This window comes from Devosia sp. Leaf420 (assembly GCF_001425445.1).
Classification (GTDB): Bacteria; Pseudomonadota; Alphaproteobacteria; order Rhizobiales; family Devosiaceae; genus Devosia.
On the sequence record NZ_LMQU01000011.1, the window covers coordinates 207,726 to 229,350 of the forward strand.

The following is a 21,625-nucleotide window of genomic DNA, read 5'->3' on the forward strand; positions in this document are numbered from 1 at the left end:
CCCGGCACTGCCCCCTACTCCGCTAGAGCGCCAAAGAGAGCCTTTTGGGCGATCTTCATGGCGCCGATGGCGTCGTGGCGGCTCTGGGCTTCTTGGAGGGCTTCGAAATCGAGGCGGTCGAGGCCCTTGGCCGCGGCTTTGAGGAAATCGATGGCGTGGGTGGCCGTCGCGACGGAGTCCTCGCGAAATGGGAACTGATCGAGCTGCCAGACGCCGTTCCAGTTGTTCTTCTTGAGGACGTAGAAGAACTCGAACAGTTCGAGTGGATGGAGCGAGCCGGCGACAAGATCGTCGTCCCAGGAGCGGTAGTTGTCGTTGACGTCCATGCCGAAGAGGCGGCCGTGGTCGATGGCGAGCTGGGCTGAGTCAGCAGCGGATTCACCGCCCATGATGGCGTGGCCGAAATCGAGCAGGATGCCGACGTTCGGGAGACCGATCTTTTCGATGCCGAGAATGGTGCGGGCGACCGAGCCAAAGCTCATGCGGACGCGGGGTTCGCGCGGCTTGTATTCGATGACGAATTTGAGGTCTGGGTTTTCGGAGGCGAGCTGGCCGACGCCATCGAGCGAGCGCTGCCACTGGGTGCCGTAATCGACCTGGAAGGGATAGTCCCAGCCGTCCTGACCGGGCCAGAGCTTTACGTAGTCGGCCTTATGGAGGCGGACGACGTTGCAGGCGTCGGTGATCAGTTCATGGGCGCGGCGACGGACGCCGGCGTCGGGATTGGTGAAGGCGCCCTTGACGAATTCGCGGGTGTAGATCTCGGGCGTGATGCCGATGACCGAGAGATTGTTGCGGTCGAGTGCGGTCTTGATCTCGGTGTCGGAGAATTCGCCACCAAAGTAGGGCCAGTTAAGGTCGACAACGGAGAGGTCTTTCACCTGACCGGCGATGTCGATGGCTTCGATGATATCGCGCGGCTGGCCGTAGCCGTCGGTGGCATAGCGGTCGAGATAGGTCGCAAAGTGCCAGATGCCGGCGCCGAAACGTGGGGTGGTCATGGGGTTCCTCCGGAATTTTGTTCGTTTTGGGTTGCGAGGGTCTGGGTCACGGCGGACTGCCAGCGCTGGCGATGGTTTTGGGCGGTGTCGGCGTCCATGGCGGGCGTGAAATGGCCGGCGGCGGGGACGCCTGGCATGGAAATGCCGAGAGATGAGAAGGCGAGGGCGGCGGCACCGAGGGCGCTGACTTCGGGCGCGGCGGCAGCGGCGACGGGGCGGCCGAGAAGGTCGGACTGGAATTGCATCAGAAGCGCGTTGCGCGAGGCGCCGCCATCAGCGCGGAGTTCACCTAAGGGCGAGCCCATGTCGGCTTCCATGGCGGAATAGACGTCGGCGACCTGGAAGGCGATGGCTTCCAAAGCGGCGCGCGCAAGGTGGGCCGGCTTGGTGCCGAGGGAGAGGCCGGTGATGGTGCCGCGCGCGTCGGCCCGCCAATAGGGGGCGCCGAGGCCGACAAGGGCGGGGACGAAGGCGACGCCATTGCTGTCGGGAACGGTTTCGGCGAGGGCCGAGAGGGCAGAGGCGTCGGCGAGCCCCAAAAATTCGGCGGCGAAAGCGGCGGTTTGGCCGGAGACGGAGATATTGCCTTCAAGCGCGTGTTGCACCTGGCCGTTTTGGCTCCAGGCGATGGTCGAGGAAATGCCGTGGGTGGAGCGGACGCGGTTTGGCGTAAGGGCCATCAGCGAGGTGCCGGTGCCGTAGGTGGCTTTTACCGTGCCGGGGGTGCGGACACCGTGGCCGAAGAGGGCGGCGTGGGAGTCGCCGATCATGGCGAGGATCGGCGTGCCGGCCGGGAGGGCGGTGGCGCCTTCTGCCGTAACACCGAAATTGGTGTCGGAGGATTTGACCTCGGCCAGCATGTTTTGCGGCACACCGAAAAGGTCGCAGAGGTCGGCGTCCCAGGTCAGGGTTTCGGTATTGAAGAGCTGGGTGCGGGAGGCGTTGGAATGGTCGGTGGCGTAGGTTGCGCCGCCCGTGAGATTCCAGAGGAGCCAGGAGTCGACGGTACCGGTGCGGAGTTCGCCCTTTTCGGCACGGGCGCGGGCGCCGGGCGTGTTGTCGAGTAGCCAGGCTATCTTGGCGGCGGGGAAGAGCGGATCGAGCGCGAGGCCGGTTTTGGCCTCGATGGTTTCGGCATGGCCGGCGGCGCGGAGGGCGTCGCATTTGGGCGCGGAGCGGCGGCACTGCCAGATGACGACGGGGCCGATCGGCTCGCCGGTTGCGGCGTCCCAGACGAGGATGGACTCGCGCTGGTTGGAGATGGCGATGCCGGCGATGTCAGCGTCGCCGGCCTTGGCGACGACTTCGGCGATGACGGACTTTACGCCGTCAACCAATGCAGTGGCCGATTGCTCGGCCCAGCCGGGCTGTGGGTAGGTGACGATGTTGGGCACCGAGGCTTGGTGCAGGACGCGACCGGAGGCGTCCACCAACAGCGTTTTGGTGTTGGTGGTGCCCTGGTCGATGGCGAGGATCAGCTCGCTGGTCATTTTTTGCGCGCGATGGTCTGGCGCACGGCGTCGGCAATGCCGGTTTCGTTGAGCCCGAAATGGTCGAAGAGGAAATCGGCGGAGCCGGTGGGCACGAAGCCGGGGAAGCCGAGGATGCGCATGGGCACGGGATTGGTCGAGATGACCACCTCGGCAACGGCGCCGCCGAGGCCGCCGCGGACGGAGTGTTCTTCGACAGTGACGATGGCGCCGGTTTCGGTGGCGGCGGCGATGACCGCTTCGTCGAGCGGATTGACGGTGGCCATGTTGACGACGCGGGTGGAGATGCCTTCGGCGGCGAGGGTTTTGGCGGCGGCGACGGCGCGGTGGACCATGGTGCCGTTAGCGATGATAGTGGTGTCAGTGCCTTCGACGAGGGTTTCGGCTTTGCCGATCTCGAAGACGGCGTTTGCCGGGCGCTCGAGGGCGGGGACGGCCATGCGGCTGAGGCGAACGAAGACGGGGCCGTCAAAGGCGGCGGCGGCGCGGATGGCTTGCTCGGTTTCCCAGGGGTCGGCGGGGACGATGAGCTTGAGATTGTTGAAGAGGCGGAGCCAGGCCAGGTCTTCGATGGAGTGATGGGTGGGGCCCAGCTCGCCATAGGCGACGCCGGAGGACTGGCCGATCAGTTTTACGTTGACGTTGGAATAAGCGATGTCGGCCTTCACCTGTTCCAGCGCGCGGCCGGTGATGAAGCACGACGCGGCCGAGACGAAGGGCACCTTGCCGCCGTTGGCAAGGCCAGCGCCGACGGCGACGAGGGTCTGTTCGGCAATGCCGACATTGACCATGCGATCTGGGAATTTCGTGCGGAAGCCGCCGAGTTTGGAGGAGCCGACGCTATCGCTGACGACGGTGACGATGCGCGGATCGGCTTCGGCCAGAGCCTCGATGGTTTTGGCAAAGCTGTCGCGGCAATCGAAAAGGCCGGCTTTGGAGGGGACAGCAGCGCTCATCAGACGAGTTCCCGCATGGCTTGTTCAAACTGATCCTTGGTCGGCACGCCATGGTGCCAGGCGACGTTGTCATGCATGAAGCTGACGCCCTTGCCCTTGAACGTGTTGGCGATGACGCAGAGCGGTTTTCCGCGACCTTTTGGGGACTTTGAGAGGACGTCGAGCAGTTTGGCGTGGTCGTGGCCATCAACGACTTCCACATGCCAGCCGAAGGCGCGCCACTTGTCGTCGAGCGGATCGAGCGAGGCGGTGTCCTCGGTGCGGGCGCCCTGCTGCAGGCGATTACGGTCGATGATCAGGGTGAGGTTTTCGAGCTTGCGGTGGCCGGCGGTGAGCGCGGCTTCCCAATTGCTACCTTCCTGCAGTTCACCATCGCCGGTGAGGACGAACGTGCGGTAGTCGGCATTGTCGATCTGGCCGGCGATAGCGATGCCGAGAGCGACGGGGAGGCCGTGGCCGAGAGGGCCGGTATTGGTTTCGACGCCGGGGAGATAGTTGCGGTTCGGGTGGCCATTCAGCTTACTCAAAGGCTTCATGTAGTCCGACAGGTCCGCTTCCGGGAAATAGCCGGCGCGGGCGAGGACGGAATAGAAGGCGCCGGTGCAATGGCCCTTGCTCATGACGAAGCGATCGCGCTTGGGATCGCGCGGATTTTTCGGATCGTAGCGCATGACGCCGAAATAGAGCGTGGCGAGCACGTCGGTGGCGCTGAAATCGCCGCCGGGATGGCCCTGTTGGGCCTCATAGACCATCTGGAAACTACGGCGGCGAATCCAGAGCGCCTGCGCGGCAATCTCGGCGACGAGATCGTTTTTCAAAGGTGTGGCGGGCACGGGCAAGGCGGCCTCCTGACTAGCCGGAAGGCGCAAGGTGATCCGCCAAGGCGCAGCCGGCAACCCGCGGTCTACGGCGCAATGGCCGAACCGGGTGATCGCTTGCAGAACTCCTCCGACCAGCTTGCGCCGTTCTTTGTTTTTTGAATAGCTACAGCCGCACCCGCTTTCGTGCAATAAGGAAAATTCTCGATTTTTTGCGTTTTTCTTTTGATTTCTGATTGCGGCGAAGAAATCTAAATCGTGGAAAAGCGGCGAGAGCGCACTGCCGGCGGCCCAAACGCGATAAAATAGACGGCATTCGGGGGATGATGACGATGGCACAAAAACCAAGACCGGTCAGGAAGAGTGCTGCGTCTGCCGGCGGTGCCGGGCAACCGCAATTGCTGGCCGAGCCGCGGCGCATGCGCATCCTCGAATGGCTGCAGGAAGAGGGTAGTGCGCGGGTTCGCGATCTGTCGGCAGCCTTCGGGGTTTCAGAAGCGACGATCCGCCAGGACCTCGAGCGGCTCGATAATGAAGGCTATATCACCCGCGAGCATGGTGGCGCCTATCTCAAGTCCATTCCGCAGCAGGTGCAGTCCATGTCGCTGCAACATGTTCAAAACATGGATCGCAAGAAGGCCATCGGCGAAACCGCTGCCGCCCTTGTGTCAGACAACGATACGCTGATCATCGATTCCGGCACGACGACCACCCAATTTGCCGAAAATCTCAGGGTTCGTCAGGACCTTAACATCATCACCAATGCGCTCAATATCGCGCTGATCCTCGGCGCCATCCCCACCAATACCGTCCATATGCCAGCGGGGCAGTTCAAGGCGCCGACGCTGTCGCTGAGCGGCGAGAAGTCGGTCGAGTTTTTCGTCGGCATCTATGCGCAAAAGCTGTTTTTGGCGACGGCTGGGGTGTCCTTCGATGTGGGGCTGACCTATCCGGCCATCGGTGACATTTACGTCAAGCGCGCCATGGTGAAGGCCGCTTCGCACGTCTATCTCCTTGCCGACTCGACCAAGATCGGCCGCGTGTCGTTCTCGGCGCTAGGCGGCGTCGAGATGGTGCACACACTCATCACCGACAATGGCATATCCGACGCCGATCGCGCCGAATTCGAGCGGCGTGGCGTCGAGGTCATCGTCGCGCCCTGATGGGTTGCGAACGTTTCGACTTGTGTGCCGGAGGGGCATTGACAAGCGAAAGGCTCGATCCTATTCGTTAGAAATCGCAAGTAATCGAAAACGAAAACGCGAAACTTGCGGCCGCGTCGGGAACGCGCGGGAGGATACAGACGAAACGCCACGGTTTTGACGCGCCCGGTTTGCCCCGGAGCGCGAGCGGAAGCGGTTGTCTGCCAACTCCGATCAGCCCCGGAGTTCTTTGGTCAGCCCGTCAGTGGCGACCAGCAAAGGAGGAAGACTATGGCACGGCTTAGCCGTTCTTGGATGGCGTCCCTGCTATTGGGAAGCCTGATGACCACCACAGCGTTTGCGCAAGGGGCGATGACCGATGTCGGCACCCCGCGCAGCGAAACGCTGATCGTGCAGACGTTCGATGGCCGTTCCGCCAATCCGACGGCACAAAACCCCCTCAATTCCTATGCCATCTGGCGGGGCTTCCGTGAGCTGGGCTGGGGCTATCTCTGGGAAATGGACACCGCCACCGGTGAATCCTATCCCGAAATGGCCGATGGCATGCCCGAAGTGCTCAACCCCGAGCACACCCAGTTCCGCATCAAGATCCGAAAGGGTATCACCTGGAGCGACGGCGTCGAATTCACCACCGACGACATCATCTTTTCGCTCGATACGGCCTTCAAATATCGCGAGCAGCTGACCAACGTTGCGAGCGTTACGGTCTATCTCAAGAGCTACAAGAAGATCGACGACTATACGTTCGAGGTCGAGACGGTGAACCCGTCTTATGATCTCACGACGCGCCTCGGCGTCTATACCTGGGGCACGCCCTTCAACTGGGTGCCCAAGCACGTCTTCGAGCCGCTTGGCGATCAAGTCGTGACCTTCCAGAATGCGCCGCCGGTCACCCTGGGGCCTTATAAGGTCAAGGAATTCGACCCCAACGGTTTCTGGCAGCTCTGGGAATTGCGCGAGGATTGGCAGAAGTCGAGCTGGGGCAATCTCGGCACGCCGAAGCCCAAATTCATCCTCTATAAGGACTTTGGCGCCGAAGAAACTCGCGCGCTGGCCTTCGTCCAGAACCAGTACGACGTCGACACCTTCATGAGCCCGGACAGCATCGATGCTGCCAAGGCCCGCAATCCCAAGGTCGAGACCTTCTCGCCGACCTTCCCCTATCACGATATGAACGACGCCTGTTCCTATGGCGTCTATATCAACCAGCAGCGCGCGCCTTACGACATGCCGGAAGTGCGCTGGGCTCTGGCGCTGTCGCTCGATCTCTCGCAGATCGGTATTTCGGCCATGAGCGGACAGTTTAAGGCTGCCGCCCTGCCGCTGCCCGATACGCCGATCACCGGCCCGATCTTTTACGAGGCCAATCTCCAGAAGCTGCAGGATCTGACGATCGGGGATGGCTACAAGCCCTTCGATCCTGATTTCAGCACGACGCTCGTCGAAACGCTGAAAGCGCAGGGCATCGATCCTTCGCTGTTGCCGACCGGCGACGCCGTCAATGCCGGCTTCGGCGCGGGCTGGTGGAAGCACGATCCGGCGGAAGCTGAAAAGCTGCTCGGCTCGGTCGGCATCAAGAAGGGCGCCGATGGCTTCTATGCCATGCCCGACGGGTCGCCATGGGTGATCGAATTCGTCATCCCCGGCGATTGGAACAAGGTGCTCCAGCGTCTCGGCTTCTCGATTGCCGATAGCTGGCGCCAGGCCGGTTTCAACGTCAATGCGCGCCAGGTGGACAATGGTGAATATACCACGGTCCAGAACACCAATGCCCGCAACGAGCTGCAGATCAACTGGTCCAATACCTGCGTCTACAACTCGAATTGGCTCGGCAACTGGAACCAGTTCCGCACGGAAAACATCAAGCCGGCCGATTCCAACGATCCGCTGAGCGGCAACTATGCCCGCATCACTGATCAGGAAGTGCTCGATCTCGTCTCGGAAGGCGCCAAGCTGCCGCTCGATGACCCGAAATTCGTGCAGAACGGCCAGGATATCGCCATGCGGATCGCGAGCGAGATGCAGATCATCAACCTGATGAACATCCCGACGACGATCCCGACCAACTCGACCTATTGGACCAATTTCCCCAAGCAGGACAACTTCTACGCAGCGCCCTACACCTGGTGGAGCTCGTTCAAGAAGACCGTGGTCTCGATCGAACCGACCGGCCAGCAATAATCTGACCGGTTCGGGCAGGGCGGCATGTCCTCCGCCGCCCTGCCTTTTCTTCTCCGTCAAAGGATCCGCCCATGGGTGTGCTGCGCTATGTCGCCAAGCGCCTCGGCCTTTATCTGGCCGTTCTGTTCATTGGCTTGACGATAACCTTCATGTTGCCGCGGCTGATGCCGACCAATCCGGTGGATGGCTATATCGGCCAGCTCCAGAGCCGCGCCAACGGCACGCTGACGTCGGAAGCCATTGCCGAAATGCGCACCAATCTCGAGCAGCTCTATGGTCTCAACGGCGATATCTTCACCCAGTATGTGGGCTATCTGAAGCGCGTCGTGCTGCAGTTCGATTTCGGGCCGTCCTTCACCTATTACCCGCAGCCGGTTTCGGCGATGATCCTCAATGCGCTGCCATGGACGCTGGGGCTGCTGCTGACGGCGACATTTATCGCCTGGGTGCTCGGGAATATGGTCGGGCTCGTAGCCGGCTATTTCCACAAGAAGCGCGCCGCATCGGTCCTCGAATTCCTGGGGATCCTGCTTTACCCGATCCCCTATTATATTCTCGCCGTCACGGTGTTGCTGCTGCTCGCCTATATCTTCCCAATCTTTCCGCTCTCGCCGACTTTCCCGGTGGGGCAGATGACGCCCGAAAAGATCGGCATGATCTTTTACAATTCGCTCTTGCCCGGGATCACGCTGGTGCTTGCCGGCTTTGGGTGGAACATCCTTTCGATGAAGGCGCTGGCCGTCGCGACGACCGAAGAGCCCTATGTCACCTATGCACGGCTCAAGGGCGCGTCGAACTGGACGCGGATGACGCGCTATGTCTTCCGCAATGCGCTGCTGCCGCAGGTGACCGCTTTGGCGCTGTCGCTCGGCATGGTGTTCAACGGCGCGCTGCTGACGGAGATGATTTTCTCCTATCCCGGCATCGGCCTCATCATGCGCACGGCCGCGACGGGCGGGGACTATAACGTGCTCTATGGCGCGATAACGCTCTCGATCATCGCGGTGGCTACGGCCGGGCTCGTCATCGATCTCATCTATCCTCTTCTCGACCCGCGGATCCGTCACAAATGAGCATGAGCAAGGACGTCGATCCCATCGTCATGGCCGTTCCGGCGGCGCCAATCGTCAAGTCGCGGCGGCGGGGGAGCCTCGTCTGGCTCTTCAATCCGCGGCTGGCCATTGGTCTCGTCATTCTCGTCATCATGGGCCTTGGCAGCATGATCCTGCCCTGGTTTGCGCCGGTCGATCCTTCGATCCAGGCGAGCTATATGCGCAACCTGCCGATGTCCGGAGTGCACTGGCTCGGCACCAACTCCCTGGGCCAGGACATCTTCTGGTTCCTCGTCTTCGCCATCCGCAATTCGCTGGCGCTTGGCGTGTTAGTGGCGGTGGGCGTGACGCTGATCGCGACGATCGTCGGGCTGAGCGCCGGCTATATCGGCGGGCGCTTTGAGCGTGTTGTGATGCTGATCGTCGATACGTTCATCACCATTCCGCTCTTGCCGATCTTGATCATTCTCGGCGCACTGATCCGCGGCAATACCTCGTTCTTCACGGTCGGGTTGATCATCATCATCTTCGGCTGGGCGTGGGACGCGCGCACGGTCCGCTCGATGGCGCTATCTCTGCGCGAGCGCGAATTCATCAATATGGCGCGGTTTTCTGGCGCCAATACGCTGCAGATCATCGCGCGGGAAATCTTCCCCTATGTGTCGGCCTACATGGTTGTCGGCTTCATCAACGTTGTGCTTTTTGCCATCAATACCGAGGCGACGCTGGCGGTGATCGGGCTCTCCAAGGTGGAAGTGCCGACGCTTGGCTCGATCATCTTCTGGGCGCTTAATTACAACGCGCTCTTTACCGGCCAATATGTCTGGCTCGTCGCGCCGATCGTTGCCACGGTGACGCTGTTCCTCGGGCTTTTCCTCACCTCGACAGGCTTCAACCAAGCCTTTGCCAGCAAGCGGGGTGTCTCATGATCCGCCTCAACGATCTCAAGATCAGCTATCGCATCGGCAGCCGCGTCATCGATGCGGTGGACGGCGTCAGCCTCACTATTCCCGAGGGCTGCATTGTCGGCATTGCCGGTGAATCGGGCTCGGGCAAGTCGACGCTGATGAAGGCGATCTACGGCGATATCCAGGCGCCGATGTATATCTCGCGCGGCTCGATCGACTACGGCTTCAAGGGCTCGGACGGCAAGCCGGTCACCACGGCCAATATCCGCGACGAGTGGTTCAAGACCATTTCCTATGTGCCGCAAAGCTCGATGAACTCGCTTAATCCGGTGATCCGCATCGGCAAGCAGTTCACCGATTTCCCCGGTACCGATCGCGACAAGAAGCGCGTGCTCGAACGGGCAACGGCCTTCCTCGGCAAGCTCGGCCTGCCCGCGGAAGTCATGACCTCCTATCCGCACCAGCTTTCGGGCGGGATGCGGCAGCGCGTGATGATTGGGCTGGCGACCTTTTTCCAACCCGGCCTCATCATCGCCGACGAGCCGACGACGGCGCTCGACGTGGTGGTGCAGAAAGAAATCCTGATGCTGCTCATGGAGCTGCAGGAGGAGATGAACAACACCATCCTCGTCGTCTCCCACGACATGGGCGTGCACTATCAGGTCACCCACAAGATGCTGATCATGTATGCCGGCAAGGTGGTCGAATATGGTGACACGGAAAGCGTCTTCGCCGACCCCCAGCACGCCTATACCAAGATGCTGATCGATAGCCTGCCGACCATCGGCGACGACAGTATGCGCGGGGTGATGGCTAGTGCGGCAGGAGCGGGGGGCGATCGTGCCTTTGGGGTCGGGACTGGCCTTGTCGAGGTCAAACCCAACCACTTCGTTTCGCTCGCGAACGAGACGGCGGGAGTGCCGGCATGACCCTCATTCTCAAGACCGAAAACCTCAACAAGGTCTACCGTCGTGGTGGCCTGATGGGCGGCAAATCCATCAGTGCGCTCAACGAGGTCAACATAACCGTCGAGAGCGACAAGCCGGTGGTGATCGCCGTCGTCGGCGAATCGGGCAGCGGCAAGACGACCCTGGCCAAGACCTTGTTGCGGCTTGAAACACCGACGTCGGGCCGGGCGATTGTCTATGACACGGTGGTGGCCGGGTCCGGCGCGACGCCGTCGAAACGCGATTTTCTGGGGCTCGTGCAGCCGATCTTCCAGAACCCGTTCGAGGCTTTTAGCCGCTACCGGCCGGTCGATGCCTATCTCCATGAAACGGCGCGGCGCGTGGCTGGGCTCGATGAGGCACAGGCCGATCGGGCGGTGGACGAGGCGCTCAAAAACGTCGGGCTCAACTATGACGAGATTCGCGGCAAATATACCGGCCAGTTTTCTGGCGGCGAATTGCAGCGCATTTCGGTGGCGCGGGCGCTGATCCCGCAGCCCAAGCTGATCATTGCCGACGAACCGGTCAGCATGATCGACGCTTCGCGGCGGATGATCATCATCAACCTCTTCAAGCGGCTGCGCGACGAGGCGGGGCGGAGCTTTCTCTACATCACCCATGATCTCGCAACGGCCTATTACATCTCCGACTATGTGGCGGTGATGAACAAAGGGCAGGTGGTCGAGTTCGGGCCGGCCCGCGCGGTGATGAGCAATCCGAGCCACGCCTATACGCGGCTTCTGCTCGACTCCATTCCCACCACCAAGAGCCGCTGGCGGCCGCGGGTCAGCCGCGCTGGCTGAGCCCATTTTGTAGACCCAAGACTATTGGATTTGATTCATGAGTGATCCTCTTTCCGCAACGCTTTGGGGCCTGTTCGAGATTGCGCTCGATGGTCCTTCGACGGGTAACCCCTTTCTCGATGTGACCTTCGAGGCGACGTTCAGCCAGGGCGGTACAGTGCTGAAGGTGCCCGGCTTTTATGACGGCGACGGCGTCTACCGCCTACGCTTCATGCCGCAGGTCGAGGGGGTCTGGCAGTATCAGACGTCGAGCAATGTCGCGGCGCTCGATGGGGTCGAAGGTTCGGTCAATGTGGGGCCAGCCAAGCCCGGTGATCATGGGCCGGTGCGCGCGGTGGGCGAGCATTTCCGCTATGCTGATGGCAGCCGCTACATCAATATCGGCACGACGGCCTATGTCTGGAACCTCCAGGGCGATGCGATGGAAGAAGAGACGCTGGCAACGCTTGCCGATGCGCCCTTCACCAAAATCCGCATGTGCGTCTTTCCCAAGCATTATCGCTACAACCAGAACGAGCCGCCGCTCTACCCGTTCGCGCTACTGAAGCGCGGTACCAGCGAGTGGGACGGCGCGATGAAGAATGGCGGCTGGGAGTTCGATTGCGACCGCATCGAACCGGCCTATTTCCGGCACCTCGAAAAGCGCATTGCCGATCTCAATGCGCTGGGGGTCGAGGCGGACCTGATCCTGCTCCATCCCTATGATCGCTGGGGCTTTGCCCATATGTCGGCGGAGCAGGATGATCGCTATCTGCGCTATGTCGTGGCGCGGTTGACGGCCTTTCCCAATGTCTGGTGGTCGATGGCCAATGAATATGACTTCATGTTCAACAAGACCCTGGCCGATTGGGATCGCATGATCGGCGTTGTCGCCGAGGCTGATCCATTTGGCCATCTGCTCTCGGTGCATAATGGTTTTGCGCCCTATGACTATTCAGACAAGCGCATCACCCATGTCAGCATTCAGCGGCCCTATACCGATCGCATTGCGCTGTGGCGCAAGCAATTCGGCAAGCCGGTCTCGGATGATGAATGCTGCTACGAGGGCGATATCGCTGAGCATTGGGGCAATATATCGGGCCGCGAACTGGTGCACCGGTTCTGGGATGGCACGGTGGCCGGTGGCTCCGTGACCCATGGCGAGACGTTTTATAACGACGTCGAAAACCTGTGGTGGGCCAAGGGTGGCAAGCTGGTCGGGGAAAGCGTTTCGCGCATTGCCTTCCTGAAGAATATTCTGGAAGCCGCGCCCGAAGAGGGGCTCGATCCAGTGCCGACGACCGGCGCATACAAAATCATGATGGCCGGTGGGCTCGACCATGCGGACCTGCGCGAATTGATCAGTCCCAATCCGGGCGAAGAAGGATGGGTGCGCGTGGGTGCGCCCTTTGCGACGGCAGGCCAGCCGCATCGTTATTACCTGACCTATTTCGGGCAGAACCAGCCGGGCGAATTCGCCATCGCGGTGCCGCCCGAAGAGCACTATAGGGCAACGCTGATCGACACTTGGGAAATGACCGAGACGGTTATCGCCGAAAGCGTGCAGCGCGGCGATGTGTTGCGCTTCAAGGCCAAGCCCTATCAGGCACTGCGCCTCAACCGTATCGAGGCCTGAGGGAATTACCATGACCAATATGACAGCCGTCTGGGATATATTCGAACTCTCGCTGGACGGGCCGAGCGCGGGTAATCCATTTCTCGAGGTCGAGCTTTCGGCGCAGTTTTCGCAGGGTAGCCGCACCGTGCGCGTGCCAGGTTTTTACGATGGCGAGGGCCGTTATCTCATCCGCTTCATGCCTGCTGTGGAAGGGGAATGGCGCTATGAAACCAGTTCGTCGGCACCGGCCCTCTCTGGCAAGACCGGGAGCTTCTCCGCAACGGCACCGCGGGCCGGGGTCCATGGGCCGGTGCGCGTGGCCAATCAGTTCCACTTTGCCCATGCCGACGGCACGCCGTTCCTTTCTTTCGGCACCACCTGCTACGCCTGGACACATCAACCGCTGAGCGAGCAGGAGAAGACGCTTTCGACCCTTGCAAAGGCGCGGTTCAATAAGCTGCGCATGGGTGTGTTCCCCAAGGACTATCCCTATAATGTCAACGAGCCGCTGCATGATGTCTATCAGCGTAAGGCCGATGGCAGCTTCGACTTCGATCGGCCCAATCCCGAAAGTTTCCGGCACTTCGAAAATCAGGTCAAGGCGCTCGGCGATATGGGCATTCAGGCCGATATCATCATGCTGCATCCCTATGATCGCTGGGGCTATTCCGGCATGAGCGAAGCGCAGGATTATCGCTATTTCGCCTATCTCGTCGCCCGGCTCGGCGCCTATCACAATGTCTGGTGGTCGCTCGCCAACGAATACGACTTCCTCCTCGATACCAAACCCATGGAACAGTGGGATCGGTTCTTTGCCGTCATCCAGGAGAACGATCCCTATGATCATCTCCGTTCCATCCACAATGGCGATCCTGAAGCCAATTACGACCACACCAAGCCTTGGGTGACCCACACTTGCATCCAGAATTGGGATGTGAAGCGCACCGGCGAATGGCGGGAAGCCTATGGCAAGCCGGTGGTCAATGACGAGCCGGAATATGAAGGCAACATCATTCAGTGCTGGGGCAATATATCGGCCGAAGAGCTGGTCCATCGGTTCTGGATCACCGCCATGCGTGGTGGTTATGCAGGCCACGGCGAAACCTATAGCCACCCCGACGACCTAATCTGGTGGGCTAAGGGTGGCGAGTTGCATGGCACGGCCTGGCATGGCATTGGCTTCTTGCGCCAAGTGATGGAAGAAAGCGTCAAATCCGGGTTCGATCCGATCGATCCCAAGATGGGCTTTCCTTGGAACCGGATTTCCGGCGCCCGCGATGGCGACACGACCATCATCTATTTCGGCGAACACCAGCCCATCATCTGGGCAACGGGCCTCCCTCAGGACGACCGACAGTACGAAGCTGATATCATCGACACCTGGAACATGACCGTGGAGAAGGCCACCATCGTTCCAGCTCCCGCCAACCACCCTACCCGCCACGGCAGCGTCACGCGCCCTCGCAAGCCTGACGCTGCTTTCGCCGTCGAGCTTCCAGGGCGCCCATATCTTGCGCTTCGCGTCCGTCCAAAGGCGGGTTGAGCAATGCCCAACCGACTTGATTGTCGCGTTGTTACACCGCGCGCACGAGTTATCATCGACAATGACTTTTCCGGCGATCCCGACGACCTTTTCCAAACGGCCCATCATCTCCTGTCGCCATCAGTCGAAATTCCTCTGATCGTCCCGTCGCACCTGTCTGCTGGGGATCCGTGGGATCCGAGCACACAACAGGCGGCCAACGCAGAGAAGGTTGTCCGCAAACTTCTGAGCGTCATGGGCGTCGAGAATGATCTCACAGTCATTCGCGGTGCGGAGACCGCGATACCGAATATCGACACGCCGCATGACACCGCGGCTGCTCGCGCGATCATTGCCGAAGCCAATCGCACCGACACCGATCTCCCGCTCTATTACTGCGCCGGTGCCGGCCTCACGGATCTCGCGAGCGCTCTTCTCATCGAGCCGAATATTGCGAAACGCATGACTCTCGTCTGGATCGGCGGCGCCGAATATCCTGGATTGGCCGAACCGCCGCCGGGAGCGGACAGCATCGAATACAATCTGCGCATCGATATTCCCGCCGCGCAGGTTGTTTTCAATTCGGACATGCCGATCTGGCAGGTGCCGCGCAATGTCTATCGGCAGGTTCTCATGAGTTATGCCGAACTCCAGGTTTCAATCGGTCAGCACGGCGCTTTGGGTCGCCATCTTCAAGACGCAATCGAAGCCGTCATGACTTGGACGGAAAAGGGCAATTTCCACCTCGGGGAAACCTACGCCATGGGCGACAGTCCCCTTGTGACCCTGACCGCCCTGCAATCGGCCTTTCAGCCTGACCCATCGTCAAGTTTTTATGTCTGGCATGACCGCCTGGCGATCCGCGACGATGGCAGCTATGGCGCCAAAACCAACGACGAACAGATCCGCGTCTATACTCAAATCGACAACCGTCTGACATTTGGCGACTTTTTCGCAAAGCTGAAGCTGTACGCCGACCGGCAGTGACGCAGATTGAGCCAAAGTCAATCGAGCAGACAGCGGTTGCGCCCAGGCGACGGGTTCGATTTGTCAGATCACTAGAAAACGCGAAGGAGCTGATGTGGCATGGATGCCGGCTCCGCAGACGGGCCCTTTCGGTGGAGGTCAACCCCTTTTCCACCACCGACCGTCGGCGTTACCGTACGGCATCCATGCCACTAGGTCGGCCACTGAGAATTCATACGGCCCTAGGGTCACAGCGTTGACGTAGCTCTGGGCAGGGGAAGGTCATCCACGCCCTAAGCATCGTCTGCTATGCCATTTCGTTCTATCGTGTTGTTAGAAAACTAAAAACTGTCACTTTTCACTAAGGGCCGATCCTGTAACGGTGATATAACGCTGAACCATGTTGACCCCAGACGCCTCGATAGGCTTCCAGTGCCCTTGGAACGCCTTTCTGATGCTCGAAAAATGCGGAACCCCATAACGCATGCCAACGGCCCGCTTGAATTTGCTTGGCGAACCGACGCTGTTTTCCGAAGACGGCATTCATCTTTCTAATTTTCCGAAAAAGGCATTTGCGCTTGCCGCGTTTCTCGTCCGATCGCCTCAGGCGCGGGCGAGTAAACGTGAACTGGCTGATTTCCTTTGGCCACTCTCCGCCGCTGGCCAGGGCCCGCGAAATCTCCGGCAATTGCTTTTCAGAGTCCGCCAGTTTGAACTGGGCGCTGGCGTTCAGGTTCTGAACGCAGAAGGCGACACCATCAAACTGGACGAAATGGTCAGCACAGACATGCTCTTGCTCAAGGACGGCAAGTGGGCATCTGCGGCAAAAGCAAAGGATCTGCTATCCCTATATCAGGGCCCATTTTTGCAAGGCGTTCCCACGCTCGGCGATCCCGTTGGTCAATGGGTTTTGCAACACCGGCGTGCCATTGAGGACGAGTTTGTCGAAACCCTTCTGGCGGCCGTCAGCGAAGCCTCGTCCGAGCTGCGGCAATCGTCTCTGTCGCGCGGTATCGAGGTTGCGCCAACAAGTGTCAGCCTTCGACGCGAATTGATGACCGACCTCATCAAGCAAGGAAAACTGCCTGAGGCCCGGCGGATTTTGCGCGATATTCAACTCGTGGATGGCCACAAGAATTTCCCGACGCCGCGTGAACTCGCGCCAATTTCTGCCGTCCCAAACACACCAACGCCGATCGACACCACGCCCCTGCCCCAAGCCGGGCGCGATCACGCCGGCGTCCCCCACCTTGTCATTCTGCCGCCAAAGCCGATGACCGAGGCAATCGCCGAACAGTTCATGGCCGAGGCCTTGGTCGATGACGTGACGATCGCTCTCACCCGGCTGCGCTCGGTTTCGATATTGGCCCCGCACACCGCCCGGCAGATCATTATCGGCGACGTCGCGGGGCAGTCAGCCATGCTGCGAGCCGATTATGTCGTCACCACCAAACTGGTCGGCATTGGCGCCAAATATACGGCAAATCGCGCCAAGTTCTCGCTGATGCTCGAAAAGGCATCGACTGGCGACATGATCTGGGCCGAATCCATCGTCCTTGATCACGATACGGGCCCGATCCAGTTTGCAGCAATTGCCAATGGCATCGCGCTCAGCCTGGTCGATGCCATCGAGCGCTCAAAACTTCGGTCTTTTCAGGCATCGGCAAAGCCTGACGCCTATATCCACTATCTCAATGGCCAGCGTGACCTGCAGATCCTCGACCTTCCCAGCGTTCGCCGCGCCCGGAACAGTTTTAAGGAAGCCCTTGCGCTATCGCCCAATTTCGCTCCAGCGCATGCGGGTTTTTCTCAATCGCTGATTTATGAATGGGTTATGCGCGGCCGCGGCGACATCGATGTGCTCAGCCGCGCCCGTGCCGCTGCCGAACGTGCTCGCGATGTCGACCCACTCTTTGGTGGCGCCCACCAAATGCTCGGGCGCGCCAGCCTCTTTGCCGGTGATTTTTCCACCAGCCTCGAACACTTCAGCGAGGCCGAAGCGCTCAATCCGCATCATGCAGATATGCTCTGCGACTTCGCCGACACCCTCATGCACTCTTCCCTCGATAAACGCGCCAACAGCACGATCGAACTGGCCATCGAGCTCAATCCACTGGCGCCAGACGCCTATTGGTGGGCGTCTGCCGGCATCAAGTTTTTCGTCGGTGATTATAACGAAGCCCTGCAGCACCTTGAAAAAGTAAAAAATCGCGAGCCTGTACTGCGTTTGACTGCTGCCTGTGCAGCAATGGCAGGTCAAGACAGCCTTGCGAATCTCGCGCGAACAAGATTTCTAGAGACGGATCCGGGCTTTAAGCTTGATGACTGGATTAGTGTGTTGCCGGTGAGGGACGCGTCCCACCGCCGTCATTATCGCGACGCCCTGCGCAAGGCAGGATTTAAGTAATTGGGGAACTGATGACTAAGTTTGTACTTCTGGGTCTTGCCGGCGAAGCAGGATTATCGCTGATCGATCTCGACAGCGGCGCGATTGAAAAAGTGTCGGCTGATTCCGTGGATGAAGCAGTCGCAAAGGTACGCCAGAGCGGCGCAGCGGTGATCAAGGGCGTCGATCTCGCCGTTGCCGTAGAAAGCCGCGAAGATGCGGTTGGCCGCTTCTTCTTCGATGGCGGGGCCGTACGCTGACTCATTGGCTGGAAGGGCTTCGTCGTCGGCATCAGCCAGACGAGGCCCTGTCTCTAATTATGCCGAGACTTTCTGAGTTTGGCATTACGCGCCTCGCGCAACAAACCAATCTCGATATCATCGGCATCCCCTGCTATGCCGCCATCCGTCCCAATTCTCAAACGCTCTCGGTGCATCAGGGCAAGGGAACGACCAACGCGACCGCAAAACTTTCAGCTATTATGGAAGCGGTCGAATTTGCAGTTGGCGAGCGACCTCAGGCGCCATGGGTCAGAGCTTCACGCGAGGACCTAACGCGCGACAGTCGAGCATTCCATTGGCCCGACCGCCAACTTCCGCGCGGTTTTGAATGTGCGACAGACACGCAAATCCAATGGCTTTACGGCTATCGCATCGGTTCGAGAGACCCCGTTCTCGTCCCTCTCGACAGTGTCGCCATTGCGCCCAACGCGCCAGAAAAACTGCCTTTTGCCCAATCATCCAACGGCCTTGCTGCGGGCTTTGGCAAGGCCGAAGCTATAGCCCACGGCTTTTTCGAAGTGCTCGAGCGCGACGCCTCGACCCTCTGGGCTTTGCGCTCGCTCAATCATTGCGCGAAATCTGCCCTCGATCTTTCACGCCTAGACGATGACCGCATCTTGGCCACCCTTGCGAAGTTTCGAGCCGCCGAAATCCAGGTGTTGGTATTCGATCTCACCACGGATCTCGGCGTGCCAACGATGATGGCACTTCTCTGGTCTGGAACCCCTGCCCTTTTCTTCGATATTGCTTCCGGCGTGTGCACTCATCCCTCGCCCGTTAGAGCGCTTCTTGGCGCGCTTGAGGAAGCGGCCCAAACCCGCATTTCCAACATTGCCGGGGCCCGGGACGATATTGAGCCAGGCGATTATTCCAAGCCGCTTCCAGACTGGCTGCCGGAGCTCATAGCAAAAGCACATCCCCAAAGGGGTCTGCCTCCGGCAGTGGCAGAAGGCGAGCTTTCACGACTTCCGAACATTCTCGGCGACAGCCCCATCGTGGTCCAGCTTTCAGCACCAAACGCCGACATCTCGGTGGTCAAAGTCCTCTCGGCCAAGCTCGAAGACCGCTCGACCAATGTTCACTGGCGGCCCGGCGCGCGCGCCATAAAAACGATGACGGCGCTATGACCCGCATTGTTTTCGCTGGACCGAGCCTGTACGGCATCGCACACCCCAATGGCCTGATCATTGCCCCTCCGGCCGCACAAGGCGACCTAATTTCTGCGGTCGAAGCCGGCGCCACACATATCGGGCTCGTCGATGGCAATTTCGGCTCGTGCGCCTCTGTCTGGCACAAGGAAATCCTTTACGCACTGTCCAAGGGTTGCCAGGTTTTTGGCGCCGCTTCGATGGGCGCCCTACGCGCCGCCGAATGCTTTCAGTTCGGGATGATTCCAGTCGGCAGCATTGCGCAAGCCTACATCGCTGGCGATCTGACCGATGATGCCGACGTCGCTCTGCTGCACGGCCCGGCCGAGTTCGACTTTGTACCCTTTACCGAACCGCTTGTAGATGTCCACGCGACGATAGAGTGCTTGAAGGACAATGGTTCAATTTCCGCTGCGGAAGCCATTGAAATGCTGGCCATCGCGCAAAGTACCCACTTCAGCGCCCGCGATCTTGATACGCTCTTTACTGAGTATAGTTTCGAGATCGCCCGCGGCATAAAAATCCGCGCACTCTATGAAACCCATGTCGTTCGGACCAAGCAACACGATGCCTGCCTGCTGCTCACGGAAATGCTGAAAAACAATGAGCAAAGAAGCGCCGGTGACTGGGCGCTAAGCCAGTCACCGGCGCTTTTGGGTTTGCTAGAAGCACGTTGATCCCGATCCGATCGGATCCAACACCTCCATCTGACTCTGCATTCACTGGTTCCGAACAGTCTGTGACACTGGCGGGTTGGCTTCCAGCCTCTCGAGTGCGGTCTGATAGCGGGCCGCCACGTCTTCATCAAAGGCGTGGTCTATGCTGGTGGCCTCATAGTCATGCACCTGGTCACGGGTCAGCCCAGCTTCAGCCGCGAAGACCTCGATATCCATTCCCAGCGCAATCCGCCGATTATGATCGCCCTTCGGCTGATGCCGTGCGTCGCTATTGTATTCTGCCATCATTGGCTCCTTTGTCTCTAAGCCCGTCTTTGACTTGGCCATAGACTTCAGCAGCTTTTTCCGTGGCAGTTTCATAGACCTCGGTGGCCTTCTCGCGGCCTTCCTCATAGCCCTCCTGCACGGCCGCGCCTGCCTTGGCTTTCAGCGCATCTGCCGCTTCGCCCATCAGCTTGTCTTCTTCGCGGGTATGCGGAAGGGCCGAGCCGAGAGCTGCACCAAGTGCGAAAGCGAGTGCACCGCCAACAAGTGGCTGATCGCGGAACTGATGCAAGACGGTCTGCTGCAATCCCTCAACACCATGAAGGGCAGAGCCTGCCATCTCGCCAGCATGGGAGCGCCCCGAATTCATACCGGAACCTGCAGCATCACGCAGATCATGCATGCGTTCACGCGCCCTCTGCCAGGTATGGGACGCCCAGCCACTGGCTTCCTCCAGCACATCTCCAGCTTCATCTCGGAAATGCTCGATGCGCGCGCCAGTCGCGTCGGTAAAGCCCTTGAAGCGATTGCCAGCTTCGTCCACGAAATGACTGGCGCGATTGCCTTGTTCGTCTGACTCTGCCGAATATGTTTTGCCTGCATCATCTGAGAACCGGCTAATGCGTCTTCCCTGCGCGTCCGATGCAAGGCTCTGACGACGGAGGCTGCTGCCGGAAATGATCGTCACCGGATAGTCGTCTTCGTCGACATCGGATGACGCCGCATAACCGCGATTGCGATTGATGCTATCATCCCAAGCACGATCGCTTCGAGCGCGAGACTTATCCGCGCTCGCGGGCTTTGCCATCAACCAGGCGAGGCTGACGCCGAGCAAGGCAACAGGAAGGGGATTGGCCGTTACCTGGCGTTGCAGGGTCGAAACGAATTCGCCGCCGCTTCCCTTGGTATAGGCGAGGAGTTCATCGACGAGTTGGCCCGGCGAAAGCTTGGCGGAAATTTCGTCGATCGTGTTTTCCACCCGACTGCGTTGCATTTCGATTTCGCGCTGCAGTTCGGCGGAGCTTTTCTGTTCCGTGTCACTCGACATTAGAGTCTCTCCTTGACCACGTCAGCGTCGCGGCCGAGCGAGGCGGCCGTCCGGTTCATATTAAGATTGCTTGCCTTGATGGCACTTAGCCCCTTCGAGAGCGTCATCCAGCCAATCAGTCCGACTACCACCGTCACGATGCCGGCGGCGACTGCGTTGGAAAGCGTCGGGCCCATACCCGCATTGACCATCCACGCTGCAAGGAGCGAGACGAGACCAGCCAGCAAAACGCCGAGCGCGCCAAGCAGCAAGACGCCACCAACGGCAATGGATCCCGCAGCACCCATGACCTGAGATGCCTTTTCAGAAGCCTCGGTCTTGGCAAGCTGCACTTCCTTGCGGAAGAGATTGGAGAGATCCCCAACCAGCCCGCCGAGCAATTCGGCAAGCGGCCGACCTTCTTGAGCCTGTGACATG

20 protein-coding genes are annotated in these 21,625 nt (G+C 60.0%); 13 read left to right on the forward strand and 7 right to left on the reverse strand.

Translation table 11 applies throughout. The annotated features are described in order from the left end of the window. Window positions 1-14 precede the first annotated feature (14 nt). Genes ASG47_RS11920 through ASG47_RS11935 form a run of 4 tightly spaced genes read right to left on the reverse strand, consistent with a single transcriptional unit; the run spans window position 15 to window position 4,280 of the window. Entirely contained in the window at window positions 15-1,001 is a 987-nt protein-coding gene (locus ASG47_RS11920; RefSeq protein WP_061909271.1) for a sugar phosphate isomerase/epimerase family protein, read from the reverse strand. Continuing rightward, window positions 998-2,491 carry an FGGY family carbohydrate kinase gene (locus ASG47_RS11925; RefSeq protein WP_061909273.1) on the reverse strand — a complete coding sequence of 498 codons (1,494 nt, stop codon included), beginning with the start codon at window positions 2,489-2,491 and terminating at the stop codon, window positions 998-1,000. The genes ASG47_RS11920 and ASG47_RS11925 overlap by 4 nt, the downstream gene beginning before the upstream one ends. After that, window positions 2,488-3,447, reverse strand: a complete 960-nt coding sequence (locus tag ASG47_RS11930; protein ID WP_061909276.1) for a transketolase family protein — start codon at window positions 3,445-3,447, stop codon at window positions 2,488-2,490. Before ASG47_RS11930 ends, ASG47_RS11925 begins: the two co-directional genes overlap by 4 nt. Then, the gene (locus ASG47_RS11935) at window positions 3,447-4,280 is read right to left on the reverse strand and encodes a transketolase (RefSeq protein WP_413813465.1); all 834 of its coding nucleotides are present in this window, start codon (window positions 4,278-4,280) and stop codon (window positions 3,447-3,449) included. Before ASG47_RS11935 ends, ASG47_RS11930 begins: the two co-directional genes overlap by 1 nt. A gap of 317 nt (window positions 4,281-4,597) precedes the next feature. Here ASG47_RS11935 and ASG47_RS11940 point away from each other — a divergent pair, with 317 nt between their 5' ends. The 13 genes from ASG47_RS11940 to ASG47_RS12000 all read left to right on the forward strand — a co-directional run bounded on the left by ASG47_RS11940 (window position 4,598) and on the right by ASG47_RS12000 (window position 19,896). Next, window positions 4,598-5,428: a DeoR/GlpR family DNA-binding transcription regulator gene (locus ASG47_RS11940; protein ID WP_200940911.1), complete on the forward strand. Its 831-nt coding sequence runs from the start codon at window positions 4,598-4,600 to the stop codon at window positions 5,426-5,428. A gap of 321 nt (window positions 5,429-5,749) precedes the next feature. Beyond that, complete coding sequence (locus ASG47_RS11945; protein WP_061909281.1) at window positions 5,750-7,609, forward strand: ABC transporter substrate-binding protein; 1,860 nt, start codon at window positions 5,750-5,752, stop codon at window positions 7,607-7,609. Between the two features lie 71 nt (window positions 7,610-7,680). Beyond that, on the forward strand, window positions 7,681-8,682 hold the full coding sequence (locus tag ASG47_RS11950; RefSeq protein WP_061909283.1) for an ABC transporter permease: 1,002 nt from the start codon (window positions 7,681-7,683) through the stop codon (window positions 8,680-8,682). Then, complete coding sequence (locus ASG47_RS11955; RefSeq protein ID WP_200940913.1) at window positions 8,679-9,590, forward strand: ABC transporter permease; 912 nt, start codon at window positions 8,679-8,681, stop codon at window positions 9,588-9,590. The genes ASG47_RS11950 and ASG47_RS11955 overlap by 4 nt, the downstream gene beginning before the upstream one ends. After that, window positions 9,587-10,498, forward strand: a complete 912-nt coding sequence (locus ASG47_RS11960) for an ABC transporter ATP-binding protein (protein WP_061909285.1) — start codon at window positions 9,587-9,589, stop codon at window positions 10,496-10,498. Before ASG47_RS11955 ends, ASG47_RS11960 begins: the two co-directional genes overlap by 4 nt. Further along, on the forward strand, window positions 10,495-11,319 hold the full coding sequence (locus tag ASG47_RS11965) for an ABC transporter ATP-binding protein (RefSeq protein ID WP_061909287.1): 825 nt from the start codon (window positions 10,495-10,497) through the stop codon (window positions 11,317-11,319). Before ASG47_RS11960 ends, ASG47_RS11965 begins: the two co-directional genes overlap by 4 nt. A 37-nt stretch (window positions 11,320-11,356) precedes the next feature. Then, on the forward strand, window positions 11,357-12,934 hold the full coding sequence (locus ASG47_RS11970) for a DUF5060 domain-containing protein (protein WP_061909289.1): 1,578 nt from the start codon (window positions 11,357-11,359) through the stop codon (window positions 12,932-12,934). Window positions 12,935-12,944: 10 nt separating this feature from the next. Next, window positions 12,945-14,459, forward strand: a complete 1,515-nt coding sequence (locus ASG47_RS11975) for a DUF5060 domain-containing protein (RefSeq protein WP_061909298.1) — start codon at window positions 12,945-12,947, stop codon at window positions 14,457-14,459. 3 nt (window positions 14,460-14,462) lie between these two features. Then, window positions 14,463-15,425 (forward strand): nucleoside hydrolase, encoded by a 963-nt coding sequence (locus ASG47_RS11980; RefSeq protein WP_061909300.1) that lies wholly within the window; start codon window positions 14,463-14,465, stop codon window positions 15,423-15,425. Between the two features lie 463 nt (window positions 15,426-15,888). Then, window positions 15,889-17,811 (forward strand): hypothetical protein, encoded by a 1,923-nt coding sequence (locus tag ASG47_RS11985; RefSeq protein WP_061909302.1) that lies wholly within the window; start codon window positions 15,889-15,891, stop codon window positions 17,809-17,811. Between the two features lie 11 nt (window positions 17,812-17,822). Further along, window positions 17,823-18,050, forward strand: coding sequence for a hypothetical protein (locus ASG47_RS11990; protein WP_061909304.1), 228 nt, complete (start codon window positions 17,823-17,825; stop codon window positions 18,048-18,050). Window positions 18,051-18,058: 8 nt separating this feature from the next. Further along, complete coding sequence (locus ASG47_RS11995; RefSeq protein ID WP_274532529.1) at window positions 18,059-19,198, forward strand: YcaO-like family protein; 1,140 nt, start codon at window positions 18,059-18,061, stop codon at window positions 19,196-19,198. After that, window positions 19,195-19,896, forward strand: a complete 702-nt coding sequence (locus ASG47_RS12000) for a TfuA-like protein (RefSeq protein WP_061909307.1) — start codon at window positions 19,195-19,197, stop codon at window positions 19,894-19,896. Before ASG47_RS11995 ends, ASG47_RS12000 begins: the two co-directional genes overlap by 4 nt. Before the next feature lie 42 nt (window positions 19,897-19,938). Here the strand turns inward: ASG47_RS12000 and ASG47_RS12005 are convergent, their stop codons facing one another. The 3 genes from ASG47_RS12005 to ASG47_RS12015 are packed head-to-tail and all read right to left on the reverse strand — an operon-like array spanning window position 19,939 to window position 21,624. After that, window positions 19,939-20,181: a hypothetical protein gene (locus ASG47_RS12005; protein ID WP_156464081.1), complete on the reverse strand. Its 243-nt coding sequence runs from the start codon at window positions 20,179-20,181 to the stop codon at window positions 19,939-19,941. Then, window positions 20,165-21,208, reverse strand: coding sequence for a DUF3618 domain-containing protein (locus ASG47_RS12010; protein ID WP_061909311.1), 1,044 nt, complete (start codon window positions 21,206-21,208; stop codon window positions 20,165-20,167). Before ASG47_RS12010 ends, ASG47_RS12005 begins: the two co-directional genes overlap by 17 nt. Then, complete coding sequence (locus ASG47_RS12015) at window positions 21,208-21,624, reverse strand: phage holin family protein (protein ID WP_061909313.1); 417 nt, start codon at window positions 21,622-21,624, stop codon at window positions 21,208-21,210. The genes ASG47_RS12010 and ASG47_RS12015 overlap by 1 nt, the downstream gene beginning before the upstream one ends. Window position 21,625: the final 1 nt, after the last annotated feature.

What these genes read in the sequence shown, in the direction of transcription:
- ASG47_RS11920 (WP_061909271.1), bottom strand. Translation starts at nt 1,001, where the DNA reads ATGACCACCCCACGTTTCGGCGCCGGCATCTGGCACTTTGCGACCTAT.
- ASG47_RS11925 (WP_061909273.1), bottom strand. Translation starts at nt 2,491, where the DNA reads ATGACCAGCGAGCTGATCCTCGCCATCGACCAGGGCACCACCAACACC.
- ASG47_RS11930 (WP_061909276.1), bottom strand. Translation starts at nt 3,447, where the DNA reads ATGAGCGCTGCTGTCCCCTCCAAAGCCGGCCTTTTCGATTGCCGCGAC.
- ASG47_RS11940 (WP_200940911.1), top strand. Translation starts at nt 4,598, where the DNA reads ATGGCACAAAAACCAAGACCGGTCAGGAAGAGTGCTGCGTCTGCCGGC.
- ASG47_RS11945 (WP_061909281.1), top strand. Translation starts at nt 5,750, where the DNA reads ATGACCACCACAGCGTTTGCGCAAGGGGCGATGACCGATGTCGGCACC.
- ASG47_RS11950 (WP_061909283.1), top strand. Translation starts at nt 7,681, where the DNA reads ATGGGTGTGCTGCGCTATGTCGCCAAGCGCCTCGGCCTTTATCTGGCC.
- ASG47_RS11955 (WP_200940913.1), top strand. Translation starts at nt 8,679, where the DNA reads ATGAGCATGAGCAAGGACGTCGATCCCATCGTCATGGCCGTTCCGGCG.
- ASG47_RS11960 (WP_061909285.1), top strand. Translation starts at nt 9,587, where the DNA reads ATGATCCGCCTCAACGATCTCAAGATCAGCTATCGCATCGGCAGCCGC.
- ASG47_RS11965 (WP_061909287.1), top strand. Translation starts at nt 10,495, where the DNA reads ATGACCCTCATTCTCAAGACCGAAAACCTCAACAAGGTCTACCGTCGT.
- ASG47_RS11970 (WP_061909289.1), top strand. Translation starts at nt 11,357, where the DNA reads ATGAGTGATCCTCTTTCCGCAACGCTTTGGGGCCTGTTCGAGATTGCG.
- ASG47_RS11975 (WP_061909298.1), top strand. Translation starts at nt 12,945, where the DNA reads ATGACCAATATGACAGCCGTCTGGGATATATTCGAACTCTCGCTGGAC.
- ASG47_RS11980 (WP_061909300.1), top strand. Translation starts at nt 14,463, where the DNA reads ATGCCCAACCGACTTGATTGTCGCGTTGTTACACCGCGCGCACGAGTT.
- ASG47_RS11985 (WP_061909302.1), top strand. Translation starts at nt 15,889, where the DNA reads ATGCCAACGGCCCGCTTGAATTTGCTTGGCGAACCGACGCTGTTTTCC.
- ASG47_RS11990 (WP_061909304.1), top strand. Translation starts at nt 17,823, where the DNA reads ATGACTAAGTTTGTACTTCTGGGTCTTGCCGGCGAAGCAGGATTATCG.
- ASG47_RS12000 (WP_061909307.1), top strand. Translation starts at nt 19,195, where the DNA reads ATGACCCGCATTGTTTTCGCTGGACCGAGCCTGTACGGCATCGCACAC.
- ASG47_RS12005 (WP_156464081.1), bottom strand. Translation starts at nt 20,181, where the DNA reads ATGGCAGAATACAATAGCGACGCACGGCATCAGCCGAAGGGCGATCAT.
- ASG47_RS12010 (WP_061909311.1), bottom strand. Translation starts at nt 21,208, where the DNA reads ATGTCGAGTGACACGGAACAGAAAAGCTCCGCCGAACTGCAGCGCGAA.
- ASG47_RS12015 (WP_061909313.1), bottom strand. Translation starts at nt 21,624, where the DNA reads ATGTCACAGGCTCAAGAAGGTCGGCCGCTTGCCGAATTGCTCGGCGGG.